General features: G+C 72.2%; 11 protein-coding genes and 1 pseudogene. 4 read left to right on the top strand and 8 right to left on the bottom strand.

The window, feature by feature from the left end:
• Window positions 1–13 precede the first annotated feature (13 nt).
• Entirely contained in the window at window positions 14–2,578 is a 2,565-nt protein-coding gene (locus ACLF5H_RS17555; RefSeq protein WP_421676966.1) for an MFS transporter, read from the top strand.
• A 102-nt stretch (window positions 2,579–2,680) separates the two neighbouring features.
• Window positions 2,681–3,502 (top strand): YceI family protein, encoded by an 822-nt coding sequence (locus tag ACLF5H_RS17550; protein WP_421676965.1) that lies wholly within the window; start codon window positions 2,681–2,683, stop codon window positions 3,500–3,502.
• Between the two features lie 68 nt (window positions 3,503–3,570).
• Here ACLF5H_RS17550 and ACLF5H_RS17545 read toward each other — a convergent pair whose 3' ends face one another.
• The gene (locus ACLF5H_RS17545) at window positions 3,571–4,311 is read right to left on the bottom strand and encodes a GAF and ANTAR domain-containing protein (RefSeq protein WP_421676964.1); all 741 of its coding nucleotides are present in this window, start codon (window positions 4,309–4,311) and stop codon (window positions 3,571–3,573) included.
• A gap of 144 nt (window positions 4,312–4,455) precedes the next feature.
• Here ACLF5H_RS17545 and ACLF5H_RS17540 point away from each other — a divergent pair, with 144 nt between their 5' ends.
• On the top strand, window positions 4,456–4,926 hold the full coding sequence (locus ACLF5H_RS17540; RefSeq protein ID WP_421676963.1) for a PPOX class F420-dependent oxidoreductase: 471 nt from the start codon (window positions 4,456–4,458) through the stop codon (window positions 4,924–4,926).
• Window positions 4,927–4,968: 42 nt separating this feature from the next.
• Here ACLF5H_RS17540 and ACLF5H_RS17535 read toward each other — a convergent pair whose 3' ends face one another.
• The 6 genes and pseudogenes from ACLF5H_RS17535 to ACLF5H_RS17510 all read right to left on the bottom strand — a co-directional run bounded on the left by ACLF5H_RS17535 (window position 4,969) and on the right by ACLF5H_RS17510 (window position 12,910).
• Window positions 4,969–5,724 (bottom strand): TetR/AcrR family transcriptional regulator, encoded by a 756-nt coding sequence (locus tag ACLF5H_RS17535; RefSeq protein WP_421676962.1) that lies wholly within the window; start codon window positions 5,722–5,724, stop codon window positions 4,969–4,971.
• A gap of 157 nt (window positions 5,725–5,881) precedes the next feature.
• Window positions 5,882–8,046 (bottom strand): annotated as a pseudogene (locus tag ACLF5H_RS17530) (ArnT family glycosyltransferase); the annotation flags it as partial.
• 130 nt (window positions 8,047–8,176) lie between these two features.
• Window positions 8,177–9,466: a glycosyltransferase gene (locus ACLF5H_RS17525; RefSeq protein WP_421676961.1), complete on the bottom strand. Its 1,290-nt coding sequence runs from the start codon at window positions 9,464–9,466 to the stop codon at window positions 8,177–8,179.
• A gap of 14 nt (window positions 9,467–9,480) precedes the next feature.
• Window positions 9,481–11,085 (bottom strand): HAMP domain-containing sensor histidine kinase, encoded by a 1,605-nt coding sequence (locus ACLF5H_RS17520; protein WP_421677015.1) that lies wholly within the window; start codon window positions 11,083–11,085, stop codon window positions 9,481–9,483.
• 113 nt (window positions 11,086–11,198) lie between these two features.
• Window positions 11,199–11,936 carry a response regulator transcription factor gene (locus tag ACLF5H_RS17515; protein WP_037650620.1) on the bottom strand — a complete coding sequence of 246 codons (738 nt, stop codon included), beginning with the start codon at window positions 11,934–11,936 and terminating at the stop codon, window positions 11,199–11,201.
• Window positions 11,937–12,037: 101 nt separating this feature from the next.
• Window positions 12,038–12,910, bottom strand: a complete 873-nt coding sequence (locus tag ACLF5H_RS17510) for a DUF2797 domain-containing protein (RefSeq protein WP_421676960.1) — start codon at window positions 12,908–12,910, stop codon at window positions 12,038–12,040.
• Between the two features lie 464 nt (window positions 12,911–13,374).
• Here ACLF5H_RS17510 and ACLF5H_RS17505 point away from each other — a divergent pair, with 464 nt between their 5' ends.
• Entirely contained in the window at window positions 13,375–14,550 is a 1,176-nt protein-coding gene (locus ACLF5H_RS17505; protein ID WP_421676959.1) for a hypothetical protein, read from the top strand.
• 331 nt (window positions 14,551–14,881) lie between these two features.
• Here the strand turns inward: ACLF5H_RS17505 and ACLF5H_RS17500 are convergent, their stop codons facing one another.
• Window positions 14,882–15,211, bottom strand: coding sequence for a hypothetical protein (locus ACLF5H_RS17500; RefSeq protein WP_421676958.1), 330 nt, complete (start codon window positions 15,209–15,211; stop codon window positions 14,882–14,884).
• Between the last annotated feature and the right edge of the window lie 645 nt (window positions 15,212–15,856).

Raw genomic sequence — 15,856 nt, 5'->3', positions numbered from 1 at the left:
GAAAAGGAAGCCCATGGCAACGACCACACCAGCCGGTGTGCGGGCTCACGCCAAGCACGGGGGAGGCTCCTCGGCGGGCGACGCCCCGATGACCCACCGCCAGATCATGGAGGCGCTCTCCGGCCTGCTGCTGGGCCTGTTCGCCGCCATCCTGTCCTCCACGATCGTCACCAACGCCCTGCCGACGATCATCAAGGACCTCGGCGGCGGCCAGTCCGCGTACACCTGGGTCGTCACCGCGGCCCTGCTGGCGATGACCGCCTCCGTGCCCCTGTGGGGCAAGCTGTCCGACCTGATGAGCAAGAAGGCGCTCGTCCAGATATCCCTGGTCATCTACGTGGCCGGCTCGATCATCGCCGGTCTCGCGCAGAACCCGGCGATGCTGATCACCGCCCGGGTGGTCCAGGGCCTCGGCGCCGGCGGTCTGTCCGCCCTGGTGCAGGTCATCCTGGCCGCGATGATCGCCCCGCGCGAGCGCGGCCGGTACTCCGGCTACACCGGCGCCACCTTCGCCGTCGCCACCGTCGGCGGCCCGCTGCTCGGCGGTGTCATCACCGACACCAGCTGGCTCGGCTGGCGCTACTGCCTGTTCGTCGGCATCCCCTTCGCGCTGATCGCGCTGATCGTCCTGCAGAAGACCCTGCACCTGCCGCTCACCAAGCGCGAGGTCAAGGTCGACTGGCTCGGCGCCTTCTTCATCACCGCGGCCGCCTCGCTGCTGCTGATCTGGGTGACCTTCGCCAACGACAAGTACGACTGGCTGTCCTGGCAGACGTACGTGATGGTGGGCGGCACGCTCCTGCTCGCGCTGGCCTTCGTCTTCACCGAGACCAAGGCGGCGGAGCCGATCATCCCGCTGCGCCTGTTCCGCAACCGCACGATCTCGCTGGCCTCGGTGGCCTCCCTGTTCGTCGGTGTCGGCATGTACTCGGGCACCGTCTTCTTCTCGCAGTACTTCCAGCTGGCACGGGACAAGTCCCCGACCATGTCCGGTGTGATGACCATCCCGATGATCGGTGGTCTGTTCATCTCCTCCATGGTCTCCGGGCGGATCATCTCCAACACCGGACGCTGGAAGAACTGGCTGGTCGCCGGTGGCCTGTTCCTCACCGCGGGGCTGTCCCTGCTCAGCCTGATGCGCTACGACACCCCCTACTGGCAGCTGTCCATCTACATGGCGCTCCTGGGCATCGGCGTCGGCATGATGATGCAGAACCTGGTGCTCTCCACGCAGAACCAGGTCGCCCCGAAGGACCTGGGCGCCGCCTCCTCCACGGTGAGCTTCTTCCGCTCCCTCGGTGGTGCGGTCGGCGTCGGCGTGCTCGGCTCGGTCATGTCGGACCGGATCAGCCACTACGCCGCGAACAGCATCGGCGAGCTGAGCCCGAAGGCCCGGATGGCCGCGGCCCAGGCCGTGGGCGGCGGCGAGCTGCCCGACATGAACAGCCTGCCCCTGCCGATCCGTCATTGGCTGGAAAGCGCCTACGGGCACGGCATCGCCGACGTCTTCCTCTACGCGGCACCCTGCGCCCTGGTCGCCTTCATCGTGGTGATGTTCATCAAGGAGGTCCCGCTGCGGACGACCGGCGCGCTGACCCAGGCCGCGCAGGAGAAGGCGGGGACCGTGGAGAACACCCTGGAGAGCACTGTGGAGAACACCATGCGGAACGTGCCGGACGAGCCCGTCCAGGAGAAGGTGCCCAGCCTGACCGCGCCCGCTCCGGTGCTCGGCGCCACCGAGGCGCTGGCCACCGCCACCGCGAGCGCGGCCCCGATGACGGCCGTGGCGACCATCGCCGAGCCCGGTTCGGGCGGCGACGGCACCCCGGTGCACGGCTTCGTCCGCGGCGCCGAGAGCGCCCCGGTCCCGGGGGCCGCGGTCACTCTGATCTCGCTGGCCGGCCGCCAGCTGGGCCGCTCCGTCGCCCAGGGCGACGGCTCCTACGCGCTGGCCGCCCCCGGCACCGGCAGCTACGTCCTGATCGCCGCCGCCGACGGCTACCAGCCGCAGGCCTCCACCGTCGTGGTGGGCGAGGAACCGCTGTCGTACGACATCCTGCTCAGCGGCACCAGCGGGCTGACCGGTGTGGTGCGGGCGAGCGGGAGCGCGCTGCCGGTCAAGGACGCCATGGTGATCGTCACCGATGTGCGCGGTGACCTGCTGGCCACCGCCGCGACCGGGGAGCAGGGCGAGTTCGCCTTCACCGACCTGGTGCCCGGACCGGTGACCGTCGCCGTCAACGCGGGCGGTTTCCGGCCGCGCGCCCTGCCCGTCGAGGTGGCCGCCACCGGTGTCACCCGGGTCGGCGTCGACCTGGACGCCGGTGCCCGTCTCCAGGGCGTCGTCAAGGCCCCGCACGGACCGCTGGCCGACGCCCGGGTGACCCTGGTCGACCAGGCCGGGAACGTGGTCGGCAGCGCCACCACGGGTACGGACGGCGCGTACGCCTTCACCGACCTGGACAGCGGTGAGTACACCGTCATCGCGACCGGCTACCCGCCGGTGGCGACCGCGCTGACCGTCACCGGCACCGGTGCCGACGGTCACGACATCGAACTCGCCCACCCCGGCGAGTAGTTCCACCCGGCCCGTGGCAGGGCACGCTCCGAGCGGAGCCGTCCGCCGCCACGGGCCGGATTCTTATGACCGATTTGCATGGCCTCGCAGGGAGAAAACGGGATGGGACTGACCGCGAAGATCCGTACGCGGGACGGGTGGGCCGTGTCGCACGCGGTCGTCACGGTGACCGACATGACCGGTACGCAGGTGCTGCGGGCCGAGGCGGACGCCGAGGGGGCCGTACGGGATGCCACCGAGCTGGCCCCGGGGGCGTACACCGTGATCGTGACCGCCGTCGGGTACGCGCCGGCCGCGTCCAGCGCGATCGTCACCGCGAGCGGCCGCGCCGAGATCGGCGCCGTGACCCTGGCCCGGCAGGGCGGCACCGAGCTGCCCCCGCCCGGCCCCTGGACCATCGACCCGGCGCACTCCTCGGTCGCCGCGGTCGCCCAGCACCTGGGCATCTCCAGCGTGCACGGCCGGTTCACGGAGTTCGGCGGCACCATCGAGATCGCGCCGGACGACATCGCCAAGTCCCGGGTGGAGGCGGTGATCAGGGCCGGGTCCATCGACACCGGCAACGGCATGCGCGACACGCATCTGCGCTCCGGTGACTTCCTCGACATCGAGAACCACCCGGAGATCACCTACCGCTCCACCGGGCTGACCCAGGCCGGTCCGGACCGCTGGACCGTGCGCGGCGAGCTGGCCCTGCACGGCGTGGTCCGCGAGGTGGACCTGGACCTCGCCTACCTCGGCACCGGCGCCGACCCGTGGGGCGGCACCCGCGCCGCCTTCCGGGCCACGGCGGAGCTGCACCGCGAGGACTTCGCGATGAACTACAACCAGGTCCTCCAGGCCGGTATCGCCGCCATCGGCACCACGCTGAAGGTCCAGCTGGACATCCAGGCGGTGCAGGGGGACAGCCTGCCGACCGCCTGATCCACGGCACCGGAAGAGCCCGCCGACCGGCATCCGGTCGGCGGGCTCTTCCCGTTGCCCGGGCCGCTCTAGTTGTCCGTCGCGCCCACGATGCGCCGGGCCAGATCGCGGAGCTTGACGTTCTCCCGCTGGGAGGCGCGCACCAGGCTCTCGAAGGCGGCCTGGGCGTCGATGTCCAGGCGTTCCATCAGGATGCCGGTGGCCTGTCCGATCAGGTCCCGGGTGTGCATGGCCGCGGTCAGCTGCTCGCGTACGGTCACGGAGTTCAGGGCGAGGCTCACATGCGCGGTGAACAGCCGGCCGAGCCGGGCCGCCGCCTCGTCGAAGGCGCCGGGCTCCCGGGAGTAGGCGGTGAGCACCGTCAGCCGGCGCCGGTCGGCGCGCAGCCGCATCGACAGCACCGAGCGCAGCTCCTGCGGTGCGCCGTCCGCGCCGCCGCTGTCCGCCACCCGCACCACCGGCGCGTCCCACAGGCGCTCCCAGTGCGGCAGGTCGGGGGTGCCGGCGGCGCGCACGATGTCATGGCTCCAGGCGACCGTGCGCAGGCTCTCCCCCCGCTCGATCTCGCAGACCCCGGCGTGTTCGGCGCCGGGCAGCAGATGCACCGCGAGCCGGACCGCGGTGTCGAGGGTGGCGCCGGGGGAGGCGCTCTCGTGCAGCTCACGGGCGGCCGCCGTCAGGGCCTCGGCCAGGTCGAGGGCACCGGGGGAACGGGTCGCCTCGGCGACGTCGTACGCGGCGAAGTCGTACGAGGGGGAGTCAGGCACGGAAAAGTCGGACGCGGCCACCACGAACCTCTCGGATGACATGACCGTACGGCCATGCGCAGGAGAGCTCCGCAGCACATTCCCGACTGCGAGCACAGGACAGAAGAACTTTAGCTGCTCCATTGCGGTGAAGTGACCTTCCTCCGGTGCCGCTCGCGGCGGCCGGGAGCGTTCTAGGCTGCGGTCATGGCACCCAACATCGCGACGAACACCCGTGTCTCCCTGGACGAGCTGCTGGACTTCGTACGACCCCGCCACCGGGCGCTGCTGATCACCCGCCGCGCCGACGGCTCCCCGCAGGCCTCCCCGCTGACCTGCGGGGTGGACGACTCGGGCCGCATCGTGGTCTCGACCTACCCGGAGCGGGCCAAGACCCGCAACGCCAAGCGGGATCCGCGGGTGAGCCTGCTCGTGCTCAGCGACGACTGGAACGGCCCCTGGGTGCAGGTCGACGGCACCGCCGAGGTCGTCGACACCCCCGACTCGGTGGAGCCGCTGGTCGAGTACTACCGGAACATCGCCGGTGAGCACCCCGACTGGGACGAGTACCGGGCGGCGATGCGGGAGCAGGGCAAGTCGATCATCCGGGTGACGCCGGAGCGCTGGGGGCCGGTGGCGACCGGGGGGTTCCCGGCGCGGCTGGTCGGCGGGGAGTGAGGGACCGGAGGGGCTTCCCGGGCCCTGCGGCCGGGCGGGGGCTCAGCCCCGTTCGACCATCGCCTCGATGCCCGCGATCAGCAGATCCAGGGCGAAGGCGAAGTCACGGCCCATCAGCTCGGCGACCGTGCCCCCGCCGCGGGCCTCCAGGATCTGCCGGGACTCCTGGACGAAGTCCGCGGTGTGCGGGTCCTGCCGGACCGAGTTCCTGGCCTGCTGGTAGTAGTCGTCCGGGGTCAGCCCGGAGTCCGCGATCCGGCCCATGAACTGGGCCTCCTTCGTGCCGAAGCCGTAGACGAACTGGAAGACGGCCGAGATCGCGCCCATCACCCGGTGCGCGGGCAGCCCGGAGCGGCCGAGGGTGCGCTGCACGCTGCGGGAGAAGTCCAGCGAGTGGGGCCCGATGTTCAGGTACTGGCCGGCCAGCCGGGACAGCCAGGGGTGGCGCACCAGCAGGCCCCGGTACTCGGCGGCCAGCGCCCGCAGCCGCTCCCGCCAGTCGGCCGCGTCGTCCTCGACGGGCAGGCGCAGTTCGCCGTAGGCCGCGTCCAGGGCGAGTTCGAGCAGGTCGTCCTTGGTGTCGACGTACCAGTACAGGGACATCGCGCTGACGTTCAGCTCACCGGCGAGGCGGCGCATGGAGAACTTCGCGAGGCCCTCGGCGTCCAGGAGGCGCACGGACGCGGCGGTGATCCGCTCCCGGTCGAGGCCGGAGGGCTGCCCGCCGCGTCCGCCGCGCCGGGGCTCCTCCTGGAGCCACACACTGTCCCGCGCCGTCCGCCCCGCCGTCTTCGTCACCGGCGCACCTCCCTCTGTTTCCGGCCAGTCGGAGCCCGTGGAGGTCACTGCCCGGGAGGCCAGGGGTCGGCCGGCGCGGGGGCGCGGGCCCGCATCCCTGAGCCGTTACCCATATCCCCCGGCTCTTAGGCGCGGCCCGCTCCGCCGTTTCCTCTCAGTTTCCTGTGCGCCGGGTGAGGTCGTAGAAGGTGGCCGAGCCCACGGTCACCTTCTTGAAGTTGCTCCGGACCCAGGAGCTGATCTCCGAGCCGGTGCCGCTGTCGTCCCCGCGCCCGGCGCCCTCTCCGCCCCGGCCCATGCCACCGCCCATGCCGCCGCCGTCGATGAAGTAGTGGATCCGGCCGTCGGCCACGTACTTCTTGAACTGGGCGAGGGTCGGGGACGGGTCGGTGCCGTTGAAGCCGCCGATCGCCATCACCGGGTCACCGGTGGCGAGTTGGTAGCTCGCCGCGTTCTGCGAGCCGATGGACGCGGCGGCCCAGGTGTACCGGGAGGCGTCCTTCTTCAGCAGCGCCTTGGCCGCCGAGCCGACGTCCGCGCCGTCCAGCAGGCCGCCCATGCCTCCTGCCCCGCCCGCGCCCTCGCGGGCGCCGCCCGGGAAGCCCCCGGCGAAGTCGCCGCCGAGGCCCGGGAATCCGTTCCCGTTCTGCCCGCCCGGCATGCCCTGACCGCCACCGGGCGCACCTTGCTTGGCGTGCGGCGAGCGCCTCCTCGACATGGTGCACCCGGCTCGCGCCGACGATGGGATCGATCCCCTGCCGCATCAGCCAGGCGAGGACGACCTGGTTGCGGCCGCCCCGGGCGCCGCCGGTCCGGCCGGCACCCGGGCCCCGGCCGCCGCCGAAGCCCATCATGCTCGCGCCCGCCGGGCCCGCCGTCGGGATGGAGCCCTCGTGCGCGGAGTCCACCGTGCTCAGGGTGTAGGCGGTCGGCCCGGCCAGCGCGGCGACCAGGGCGAGGGCCGCGGCCCCGAGGGCGAGGGGCCGGACGAGGCGCCCGGCGAAGATCAGGCCGAGGGCCGCCACCAGGCCGCCGATCAGCACCAGCCACTTCAGCCAGGGCAGATAGTCCGGGGTGCGGTGCAGCAGCACATAGCCCCAGGCCGCGGCCGCCACCACGGAGGCGGCGAGCGCGAGCGCCGCCCACACCTCGCGGCGCCGCTCCCACAGCAGCCCGGCGCCCATGCCGATGACGGCGGCCAGATAGGGGGCGAGGGCCACGGTGTAGTACTGGTGGAAGATGCCCGCCATGTAGCTGAACACCGCCATGGTCGTCAGCAGGGAGCCGCCCCAGACCAGGAGCGCACCGCGGGTGACCGAGGTGCGCCGGTACCGCCGGGTCGCCACCAGCCCCGCGACCAGCAGGATCAGCGCGGCGGGCAGCAGCCAGGAGATCTGGCCGCCGGACTCGGAGTCGAACATCCGGCTCCAGCCGGTCTCCCCCCACATCCCGCCGCCCGCACCGCCGCCGGGGCCACCGCCCCCGCCGACGCTGCCGGTCTCCTCGCCGCTCAGCCGTCCGAACCCGTTGTAGCCGAAGGTCAGTTCCAGGAAGCTGTTGTGCTGCGAGCCGCCGATGTACGGGCGGGACGCGGCCGGCCACAGCTCGACGATCGCCACCCACCAACCCCCGGACACCACCAACGCGAGGGTGGCGGCGGCCAGTTGGCCGAGGCGCTTCTTCAGCGGGACCGGCGCGCACACCGCGTACACCACGGCGAGCGGCGGCAGGATCAGGAACGCCTGGAGCGTCTTGGCGAGGAAGGCGAGGCCGATCGCGGCCCCGGCCCACACCAGCCACCCGGTCCGGCCGTCCTCCAGCGCCCGTACGACGAGATAGCAGGCCAGCGACATCAGCAGGGCCAGCAGGGCGTCCGGGTTGTCGAACCGGAACATCAGCGCCGCGACCGGGGTGAGCGCGAGCACCGCGCCCGCGAGCAGACCGGCCGCGGGACCGCTGCGGCGGCGCACGGCGGCGTACACGACGGCCACGGTCGCCACGCCCATCAGCACCTCGGGCACGAGGATCGCCCAGGAGTTCAGGCCGAAGATCCGCACCGACAGCTCCATCGGCCACAGCGAGGCCGGGGGCTTGTCGACGGTGATGGCGTTGCCCGCGTCCAGCGAGCCGAAGAACAGCGCCTTCCAGGATGTGCTGCCCGCCTGGACGGCCGCCGCGTAGAAGGAGTTGGCGTAGCCGGAGGCGCTCAGGTCGTACAGGTACAGCAGCAGGGTCGCGGCGAGCAGCCCGAGGAGGGCGGGGCGCGCCCAGCGGGGGTCCTCGGGGCGGCCGCGCCAGAGCCGGTGCGGGAGCCGGTGCCAGAGGGGGTGCCGGTGCCAGAGCGGGTGCCGGTGCCGCAGGGGCGGCCGGGGCGCGGTGGCCGGGGATGGTCCCGCCGCGGTCGTGCCGTCCGGCCCCTCGTTCGCGTCGAGCGGGCGGTCGTAGGAGGTGCTCATCGGGACCCTTCGGGGGTGTCGGTGTCGTACGGCTGCCGCTGGTCCGGGAACACCCAGGCGCGGAAGAGCAGGAACCGCAGTACGGTCGCGGCGAGATTGGCGGTGACGAGGACCGCCAGTTCGGTGGAGTGCGCAGGACGGCCCCCGGCCGCGTCGAGGGCGGCCAGGGAACCGCTGGTCAGGGCGAGTCCGATGACGAAGACCACCAGGCCCTGCGCCTGCTGGCGGACCGCGCCGCCCCGGCCGCGCACCCCGAAGGTGAGCCGGCGGTTGGCGGCCGTGTTGGCGACGGCCGAGACCAGCAGCGCGAGGCCGTTGGCGGGCTGCGGCCCGCAGAACTGCCGGAAGCCGCTGTAGAGCAGCAGATAGCAGAGGGTCGACAGGACGCCGATCGCGCAGAAGCCGATCAGCTGGCGGGCCAGGCCCTTCGGCACTCCGGTCAGCTCGCGGTCGCGGGGGTCGTCGCCGAACGGCCGGGCGAGCAGGTCAAGCGGCAGCGAACCGGTGGCGAGCGCCCGGCCGATCCGCCAGACGCCCTTGAGGTCGTCGGTCGCGGTGCGCACGAGGTGCACGGTGGAGTCGGGGTCGTCCACCCAGTCGACCGGCACCTCGTGGATCCGCAGCCCGGCCCGCTCGGCGAGCACCAGCAGCTCGGTGTCGAAGAACCAGCCGCTGTCCTCCACCAGCGGCAGCAGCACCCGCGCCACATCGCCTCTGATCGCCTTGAACCCGCACTGCGCGTCCGAGAAGCGGGCCTGGAGCGAGCCGCGCAGGATCAGGTTGTACGCCCGGCTGATCAGCTCGCGCTTGGGGCCGCGCACCACCCGGGAGGAGCGGGTGAGCCGGGAGCCGATCGCGAGGTCCGAGTGACCGGAGATCAGCGGCGCGACCAGCGGCAGCAGGGCGTTGAGGTCGGTGGACAGATCGACGTCCATATAGGCGAGGACCGGCGCCTTCGACGCGGACCACACGGTGCGCAGCGCCCGGCCGCGGCCCTTCTGCTCCAGCCGTACGACGCCCACCCCGGGCAGCTCGGCCGCCAGCCGCGCCGCGATGAGCGGGGTGCCGTCGGTGGAGGCGTTGTCCGCGATCGTGACGCGGAAGGCGTAGGGGAAGGTGCGGGTCAGATGCTCGTGCAGCCGCCGGACGCACGGCTGGAGGTCCTGTTCCTCGTTGTAGACGGGGATCACCACGTCCAGGACGGCCCTGCCGGCGGCCGAGACCGGCAGGTGCTCCCGGGCCGGCAGGGTGCCGGGGGGCGAGTCGGGAGAAGAGTCGGTTCGCATGGAACCGACTCTTGTCAGGCGCCCTGTCGCGTCGATGTGGTGGTGCTGTGGTACGGCTGTGAGTGCGAACCGGCTTGCTCGGCAAGCGAGTTGGTGCTCTCGGGAGCCATGAAGGACCGGGTGCCGAGCGCGGGCAGGCGCAGGGTGAACACGGTCCTGCCCGGCGCGCTCTCCACGCTCACCGCGCCGTCGTGCGCCGTCGCGACGGCCTGCACGATGGCGAGCCCGAGCCCGGTGGAGCCGGTGGCCCGCGTCCGCGCAAAGTCCCCGCGCGCGAACCGCTCGAAGACATGCGGCAGCAGCTCGGCCGGGATCCCCGGCCCGTCGTCCTCGACGTCCACGCACACCCAGGGCCCCTGCCGACGCACCCGGGCGGTGACGGTCGTACCGGGCGGGGTGTGGCGCTGGGCGTTGGCCAGCAGGTTGACCAGGACCTGCTGGAGCCGGGCGGAGTCCGCGCGGACCGGCGCGGGCTCGTCGGGCAGCGCGAGCCGCCAGTTGTGCTCCGGACCGGCCGCGCGGGCGTCGCTGACGGTGTCCACGACGAGCGGCACCAGATCGGTCCGCCCGAACTCCAGGGGGCGGCCGGCGTCCAGTCGGGCGAGCAGCAGCAGGTCCTCCACCAGCAGGGTCATCCGCCCGGCCTCGGACTCGATCCGCCCGAGGGCGTGCCGGGTGTCGGGGCCGACCTGTTCATGGCCGCGCCGGGTCAGTTCGGCGTAGCCGCGGATGGAGGAGAGGGGGGTGCGCAGTTCATGACTGGCGTCGGCGACGAACTGACGTACCCGCGTCTCGCTCTGCTGCCGGGCCTGAAGGGCGCCGTGCACATGGTCGAGCATCCGGTTCAGCGCGGCGCCGACCTGCCCGACCTCGGTGTGCGGATCGCACTCGGCGTCCGGGACGCGCTCGCTGAGGTTCACCTCGCCGGTGTGCAGCGTCAGTTCGGAGACGCGGGTGGCGGTGGCGGCGACCCTGCGCAGCGGGCGGGTGGCCACGCCGACGATGACGGTCCCGGCGAGACAGGCCGCGAGCAGCCCGGCGGCGGTGACACAGACCTCGACGAGGATCAGGGTGTTGATGATGCCGTCGGTGTCGTCGGTCGGAATGGCCACGTAGAAGGAGCCGTTGGGCCCGGTGGCGTACTCGGCGCGGTAGCTGCCGAGGCCGGGGAGGTCGACGGTGTGCGCGCGGAGGTCCGCGGACACCCCGCCGAGGGCCGCGAGCTGGGCCGCGTCGAGGTCATGGGCGCTCATGTACGGCGCGGACCTCGATTTTCGGCCCACCTTGCCCTCGGTCGCGGTGCCGTCGTTCACCACGGCCACGACCGTGTACTGCGGCTGCGGGCCCAGGGCGACGAACTGGCCCAGCTCGATGCCCGTGGGCGCCTGTCCGCCGCCGGGTCCGCCGGGCCCCTTGTCCTGCCCCGGCGGGGCGAAGGCACCGGAGGCCCGCTTGCCGACCTCGTCCAGCCGGCCGTCCAGCTGGGCGTACAGGTGCGAGCGCAGGGCCAGGGTGGTCACGGTGCCGATCACCGCGCAGACGACGGCGATCAGAACGACGGAGGCGACGACGAGACGGGTGCGCAGGGTGCGGGGGGAGGGGGTCCTCGGGGAGCGGATCCGGGAGGACGGGGCCTTCGGGGAGCCGATCCGGGAGGGGCGGGGCGGGCGCGGGGCGGACCGGCGTGCCGGGCTCGACCGGGGTGCGGGTCGGGGGCCGGGCGGTCCGCTCATCACACGGCGGGCTTGATCAGGTAACCGGCGCCACGCCGGGTGTGGATCATCGGCTCGCGCCCGGCGTCGAGCTTCCGGCGCAGGTACGAGATGTACAGCTCGACCACGTTGGCCTGGCCGCCGAAGTCGTACGACCAGACGCGGTCCAGGATCTGCGCCTTGCTGAGCACGCGCCGCGGGTTGCGCATGAGGAAGCGCAGCAGCTCGAACTCGGTGGCGGTGAGATGGATGGAGTCGCCGCCCCGGGTCACCTCGTGGCTGTCCTCGTCCAGGGTGAGGTCGCCGACGACGAGCACGGACTCGGAGCGCCGGTCGGTCGCCCCGGACCTGCGGATCAGTCCGCGCAGCCGGGCGACGACCTCCTCCAGGCTGAACGGCTTGGTCACATAGTCGTCGCCACCGGCGGTGAGCCCGGCGATCCGGTCCTCCACCGCGTCCTTGGCGGTCAGGAACAGCACGGGCACGTCCGGCAGTTCACGGCGCAGCCGGCCGAGGACGGCCAGTCCGTCCATGTCCGGCAGCATCATGTCGAGGACGACGGCGTCGGGGCGGAACTCGCGGGCCGTCTGGAGGGCCCCCTGACCGTCCGTCGCGCTTCTGATCTGCCAGCCCTCGTAGCGAAGGGCCATGCTCAGCAGTTCGGTGATCGACGTCTCGTCGTCGACCACCAGCACGCGGACGGGGCTCCCGTCCGGCCTCAGCAGTTCGGTGCGCCCCTGGGGCGAGGTCGTGGTCATGGCGGCCACACTGTCGGGGCCCTCTGAGAGGAGTGTTTCACCAGTCTTGGTTTTTCCTGAGAAACACACAGCCACCACTCAGACAACGCCTGGGTGGCCCCTCAGAACAGCCCATCCTGCTCCTGGGGGAACTCACGTACCGGCAGGGCGAGTTCATCGCCTTCCCGCAGCATGGGCACGAGTCCCCACCCCCGTATCAGCCGGGTGTCGAGCACGACGACCCCGCGGCCGCGCACCGCCAGATGAAGATCGGGCCCGGCGGCCGCGACCAGTTCCCCGCCGACGGCACCACCGGCGACGAGCTCGGTCACCTCGCCGAAGGCGGCGGGCACGCCGTCGAGCCCGAAGGCCCGCACATGATCGACCACCTCGCACGGCTCGGCCCGCAGCGACTCCGGCCACCGGTCGAGCGCGACGGCCCGCCGGTGCAGCGCGCGCACCTCCGCCGCCCGCTCCTCCGCCGCCTCCGGCAGCCTCGCCCGCACCGCCCGCTTCTCGGCGTACGCGATCCGGTCCGGCACGCCGAGCGCGGCCCGCAGCATCTCCTCGGTACGCCGCGCCGCCATCAGGGGCCCGGTCCCGAGCCAGCTGAAACAGACCGCGCCCTGCTCCAGCAACCGCGCAGGCCCCCGCTCGACGGCCGTGATGCCGACCTTGACCAGGCCGGGACCGAACCAGGCGAGATACACCCGGTACGGCCGGGGGTCGTCGGCGATGGTGTCGGCGGCCACGGAGTGCGCCCGGTCGAGCCGCGCGCACTCCTCGCACCGGGCCCCGGTGCCGCGCCCCGGCACGGGCGCCCGCACCGGACACGCGTGTCCCCGCGCCCCCACGCAGATACGCCCGCCCCCTTCCGGCACGGCGAACCCGACGCGCTTCCCCCACGCCAGCGCGCTGCCCCGCCCGCCCTCCCAGGCGAGCACGAGCCCGTCGCCGGACCAGCGAAGCCCGGAACATCTCCACATCTGTGCCATCACTCGTGAGGGTAGGGGGTGGGTCTGACAGTGCCCGGGGGGAGGCGGGGGCGGGATACCACCGCACGGGCCCGCGCACCAGCGCCGGGGCGAGGTACGCCGCCACGGTGTGCACATCGTCGGTGACGACGAGATTCCTCGCCCGCCAAGTGGCCGGGAGCCGCTGGGGCGTCATCGCCTCCGGTGCCTCGGCGACGGCGGCGGGCCGGAGCCGGTCGGCGATCAGATCGAGGGAGCCGGCGATCCGCCCGAGCAGATCGTCGGTGCGGCGCGTCTCCTCGATCCGCTCGCGCACTCAGGCTTGGTACACCCGTTCACTCGATAGATGACAGATGTATCGATTCCGCACGCGCGGGCTCCGCCGAGGGGCCGCCGGAAAATCCGAGCGGTGTCTGCGGAGCGCGGGTTAGCCTCCCCTCGCGTCTCTCCGGCTGTCGGTTCCGCGAGCGTGGGAGGTACCAGCGTTGTCAGGCCGTTCCACCGCCCGTCCGGCCGGGCTCGTCGGGCTTCTTCTCGCCCTGGCTGCCTCGGAGTTCGGGGACAAGCTGGTGCAGGTGGCGTACGCGCTGATCGCGGTGCGCGCGGGCTCGACGACCTTCCTCGCCGCCGTTCTGGCCGCTCAGACGATCCCGGTCCTGGCGCTGACGCCGCTCGTCAGTTCCCGGGGGTGGATCCGCTCGCGGACGGCGTGGCGGGCCGGGCTGATCGGGCAGGTGGCGGCGTTCGCCGTCGCGGCCGCGGTGGCGGAGCACCGGATCGCCGTCCTGGCCTGCATTCTCGTCGCCGCGTCCGGCGAGGCCCTGACGATGCCGTTCTCCCGCTCGCTCCTGCACGCCCTCAGCGACGGGCGGCAGGCCGAGCTGGCCAAGTGGTGGAGCGTCTCGAAGGCGGGGGCCGGCGCCGCGGGCATGGTGCTGGCCGGTGTGGTGGTGGCCCTGTCCGGCGCGGAGTCGGCCTTCGCCCTGAACGCCCTCACCTTTCTGCTGGTGCTGGCCGTGGCCTGGTCGCCGCGGATCCCGGAGGACGGTACGACCGGCAGCCGTGGCGCCACCGCGGGGTTCGGCCGGCTGCTGGCCCCCGGCGCGTTCGGTGCCCTCGGCCTCCTCTGCGTGACCGTCATGCTGATCACCACCAGCCTGGAGGGCGTGTCGGGCCCCTTCATGCTGGCCCGGACGCCGGGTTACGACGCCCACGGGCTCGGCGTGGTGATGGCCTGCTGGGCCGTGGCCTCCATGATCGCGGCCGCGGTGACGCCACGCCGTCTCACCGGCATGCGCGCCCTTCTCCCCCTGTCCAACCTGCTGGTGGCCCTCGCGATCGGCCTCCCGAGCCTGGGCCTCCCCTTCTGGTCCGCCACCGTCGCCTTCGCCCTGGGCGGCATCGGGAACGGCGTCTTCAACCTCCTCCTCACCCGGGTCATCTGGTCGGGCGTCCCGGCGGCGGGCCAGCCCCACGCCTGGGCCGCGTTCAACTGGCTCCTGAACGCCTCCCTGTTCCTGAGCTTCGCGGTGGGTCTCTTCCTCCACCCCCGGCACACCCCGGCCCTTCTGGCGGCGGCAGCGGCCCTCTGCCTCATCACGGGCTGCGCCTACCTGTCGGCCCTGGCGCGGACTCCCAGGGCGGCCCGCGCGATCGCCTGAGCGGCGGCACTCGGCGGAGAGGGTGACGCTCGCGGCAACACAGATTACTTATGCATGGTGCGGCCTGCCGAATGTGCCACTTTGACTGTGACGCAGCTCCGCACGATATTCGAGCACCCCGGCTCGGAACCCGAGGGGAAAGAACCTTGCGCAGAATCCAGCGAATTCTGATCGCCGCCATCGCGGTGGGAAGCTTCACCGCTGCGGGCATGGGAGTTGCCTACGCGGGCGACTCGAACAGCCACAACTCGAACAGCTACAACGGCCCGACGTATACGCTCCTCGGACTCAACCTCCTGGGCGGCCAGACGCCTCAGACCCCGCAGACCCCTCAAACGCCGCAGACTCCCCAGACTCCGCAGACTCCGCAGCGCGTCGACTCCGCGAAGACGACGGACGGCGAGTCCGGGCTGTCGACCGAGGGAAGGGGCGGCCAGGGGACCGCGCAGGCCCCGAACACCCCCAACACCCCGAATACTCCGAACACTCCGGGTGGTGGAGGCAACACTCCGAATACGCCGAACACCCCCAACACCCCCAACACTCCGAACACCCCGAATACGCCCAACACTCCGAACACGCCCAACACCCCCAACACGCCCAACACCCCCAACACTCCGAACACCCCCAATACCCCGAACACTCCGAACACTCCGAACACTCTGGGTCTCCTAAGCCTTCTCACTGCTTTGCTGTAGTCGGCGGGTGGGGCTTTGAATTGGCCCCTGGACAGCTATTTCGTCAGCTGTCGGGGCATGCAGACGTGATGGAGCCGCGCAAACGTTGCTGCGCGGCTCCATCACGCTGTTGAGCGCTGTCAGCCTGGTGTGTTCGGGGTGTTGGGTGTGTTGGGCGTGTTCGGGGTGTTCCCGCCGCCACCCGGGGTGTTCGGGGTATTGGGTGTGTTCGGGGTGTTGGGAGTGTTCCCGCCACCGCCCCCGGTGTTCGGGGTATTGGGCGTGTTCGGAGTGTTCGGGGTGTTCCCGCCACCGCCCCCGGTGTTCGGGGTATTAGGCGTGTTCGGAGTGTTGGGAGTATTCCCGCCGCCACCAGGGGTGTTCGGTGTGTTGGGCGTATTGGGCGTGTTCGGCGTGTGGCCGCCACGGCCGGGGGTGTTGGGGGTGTTCGGCGTGTTCGGAGTGTTCGGGGTGTTGCCTCCACCGCCCGGGGTGTTCGGTGTGTTGGGGGTGTTGGGTGTGTTCGGGGTGTTGTGCCGGTGGTGGGGGCGCGGTGGGGGCGGCTTGCTGACGGAGTGCGTCACCGCGCCGTTGTGTGTTGTCGCGGGCGCTGCCTCGGCTCCGGCGAC

It is taken from the genome of Streptomyces sp. LaBMicrA B280 (assembly GCF_049222185.1).
Taxonomy (GTDB): Bacteria; Actinomycetota; Actinomycetes; order Streptomycetales; family Streptomycetaceae; genus Streptomyces; species Streptomyces murinus.
The sequence above is the reverse complement of the archived record's forward strand: the minus strand, read 5'-3'. Positions and strand labels throughout refer to the sequence as shown.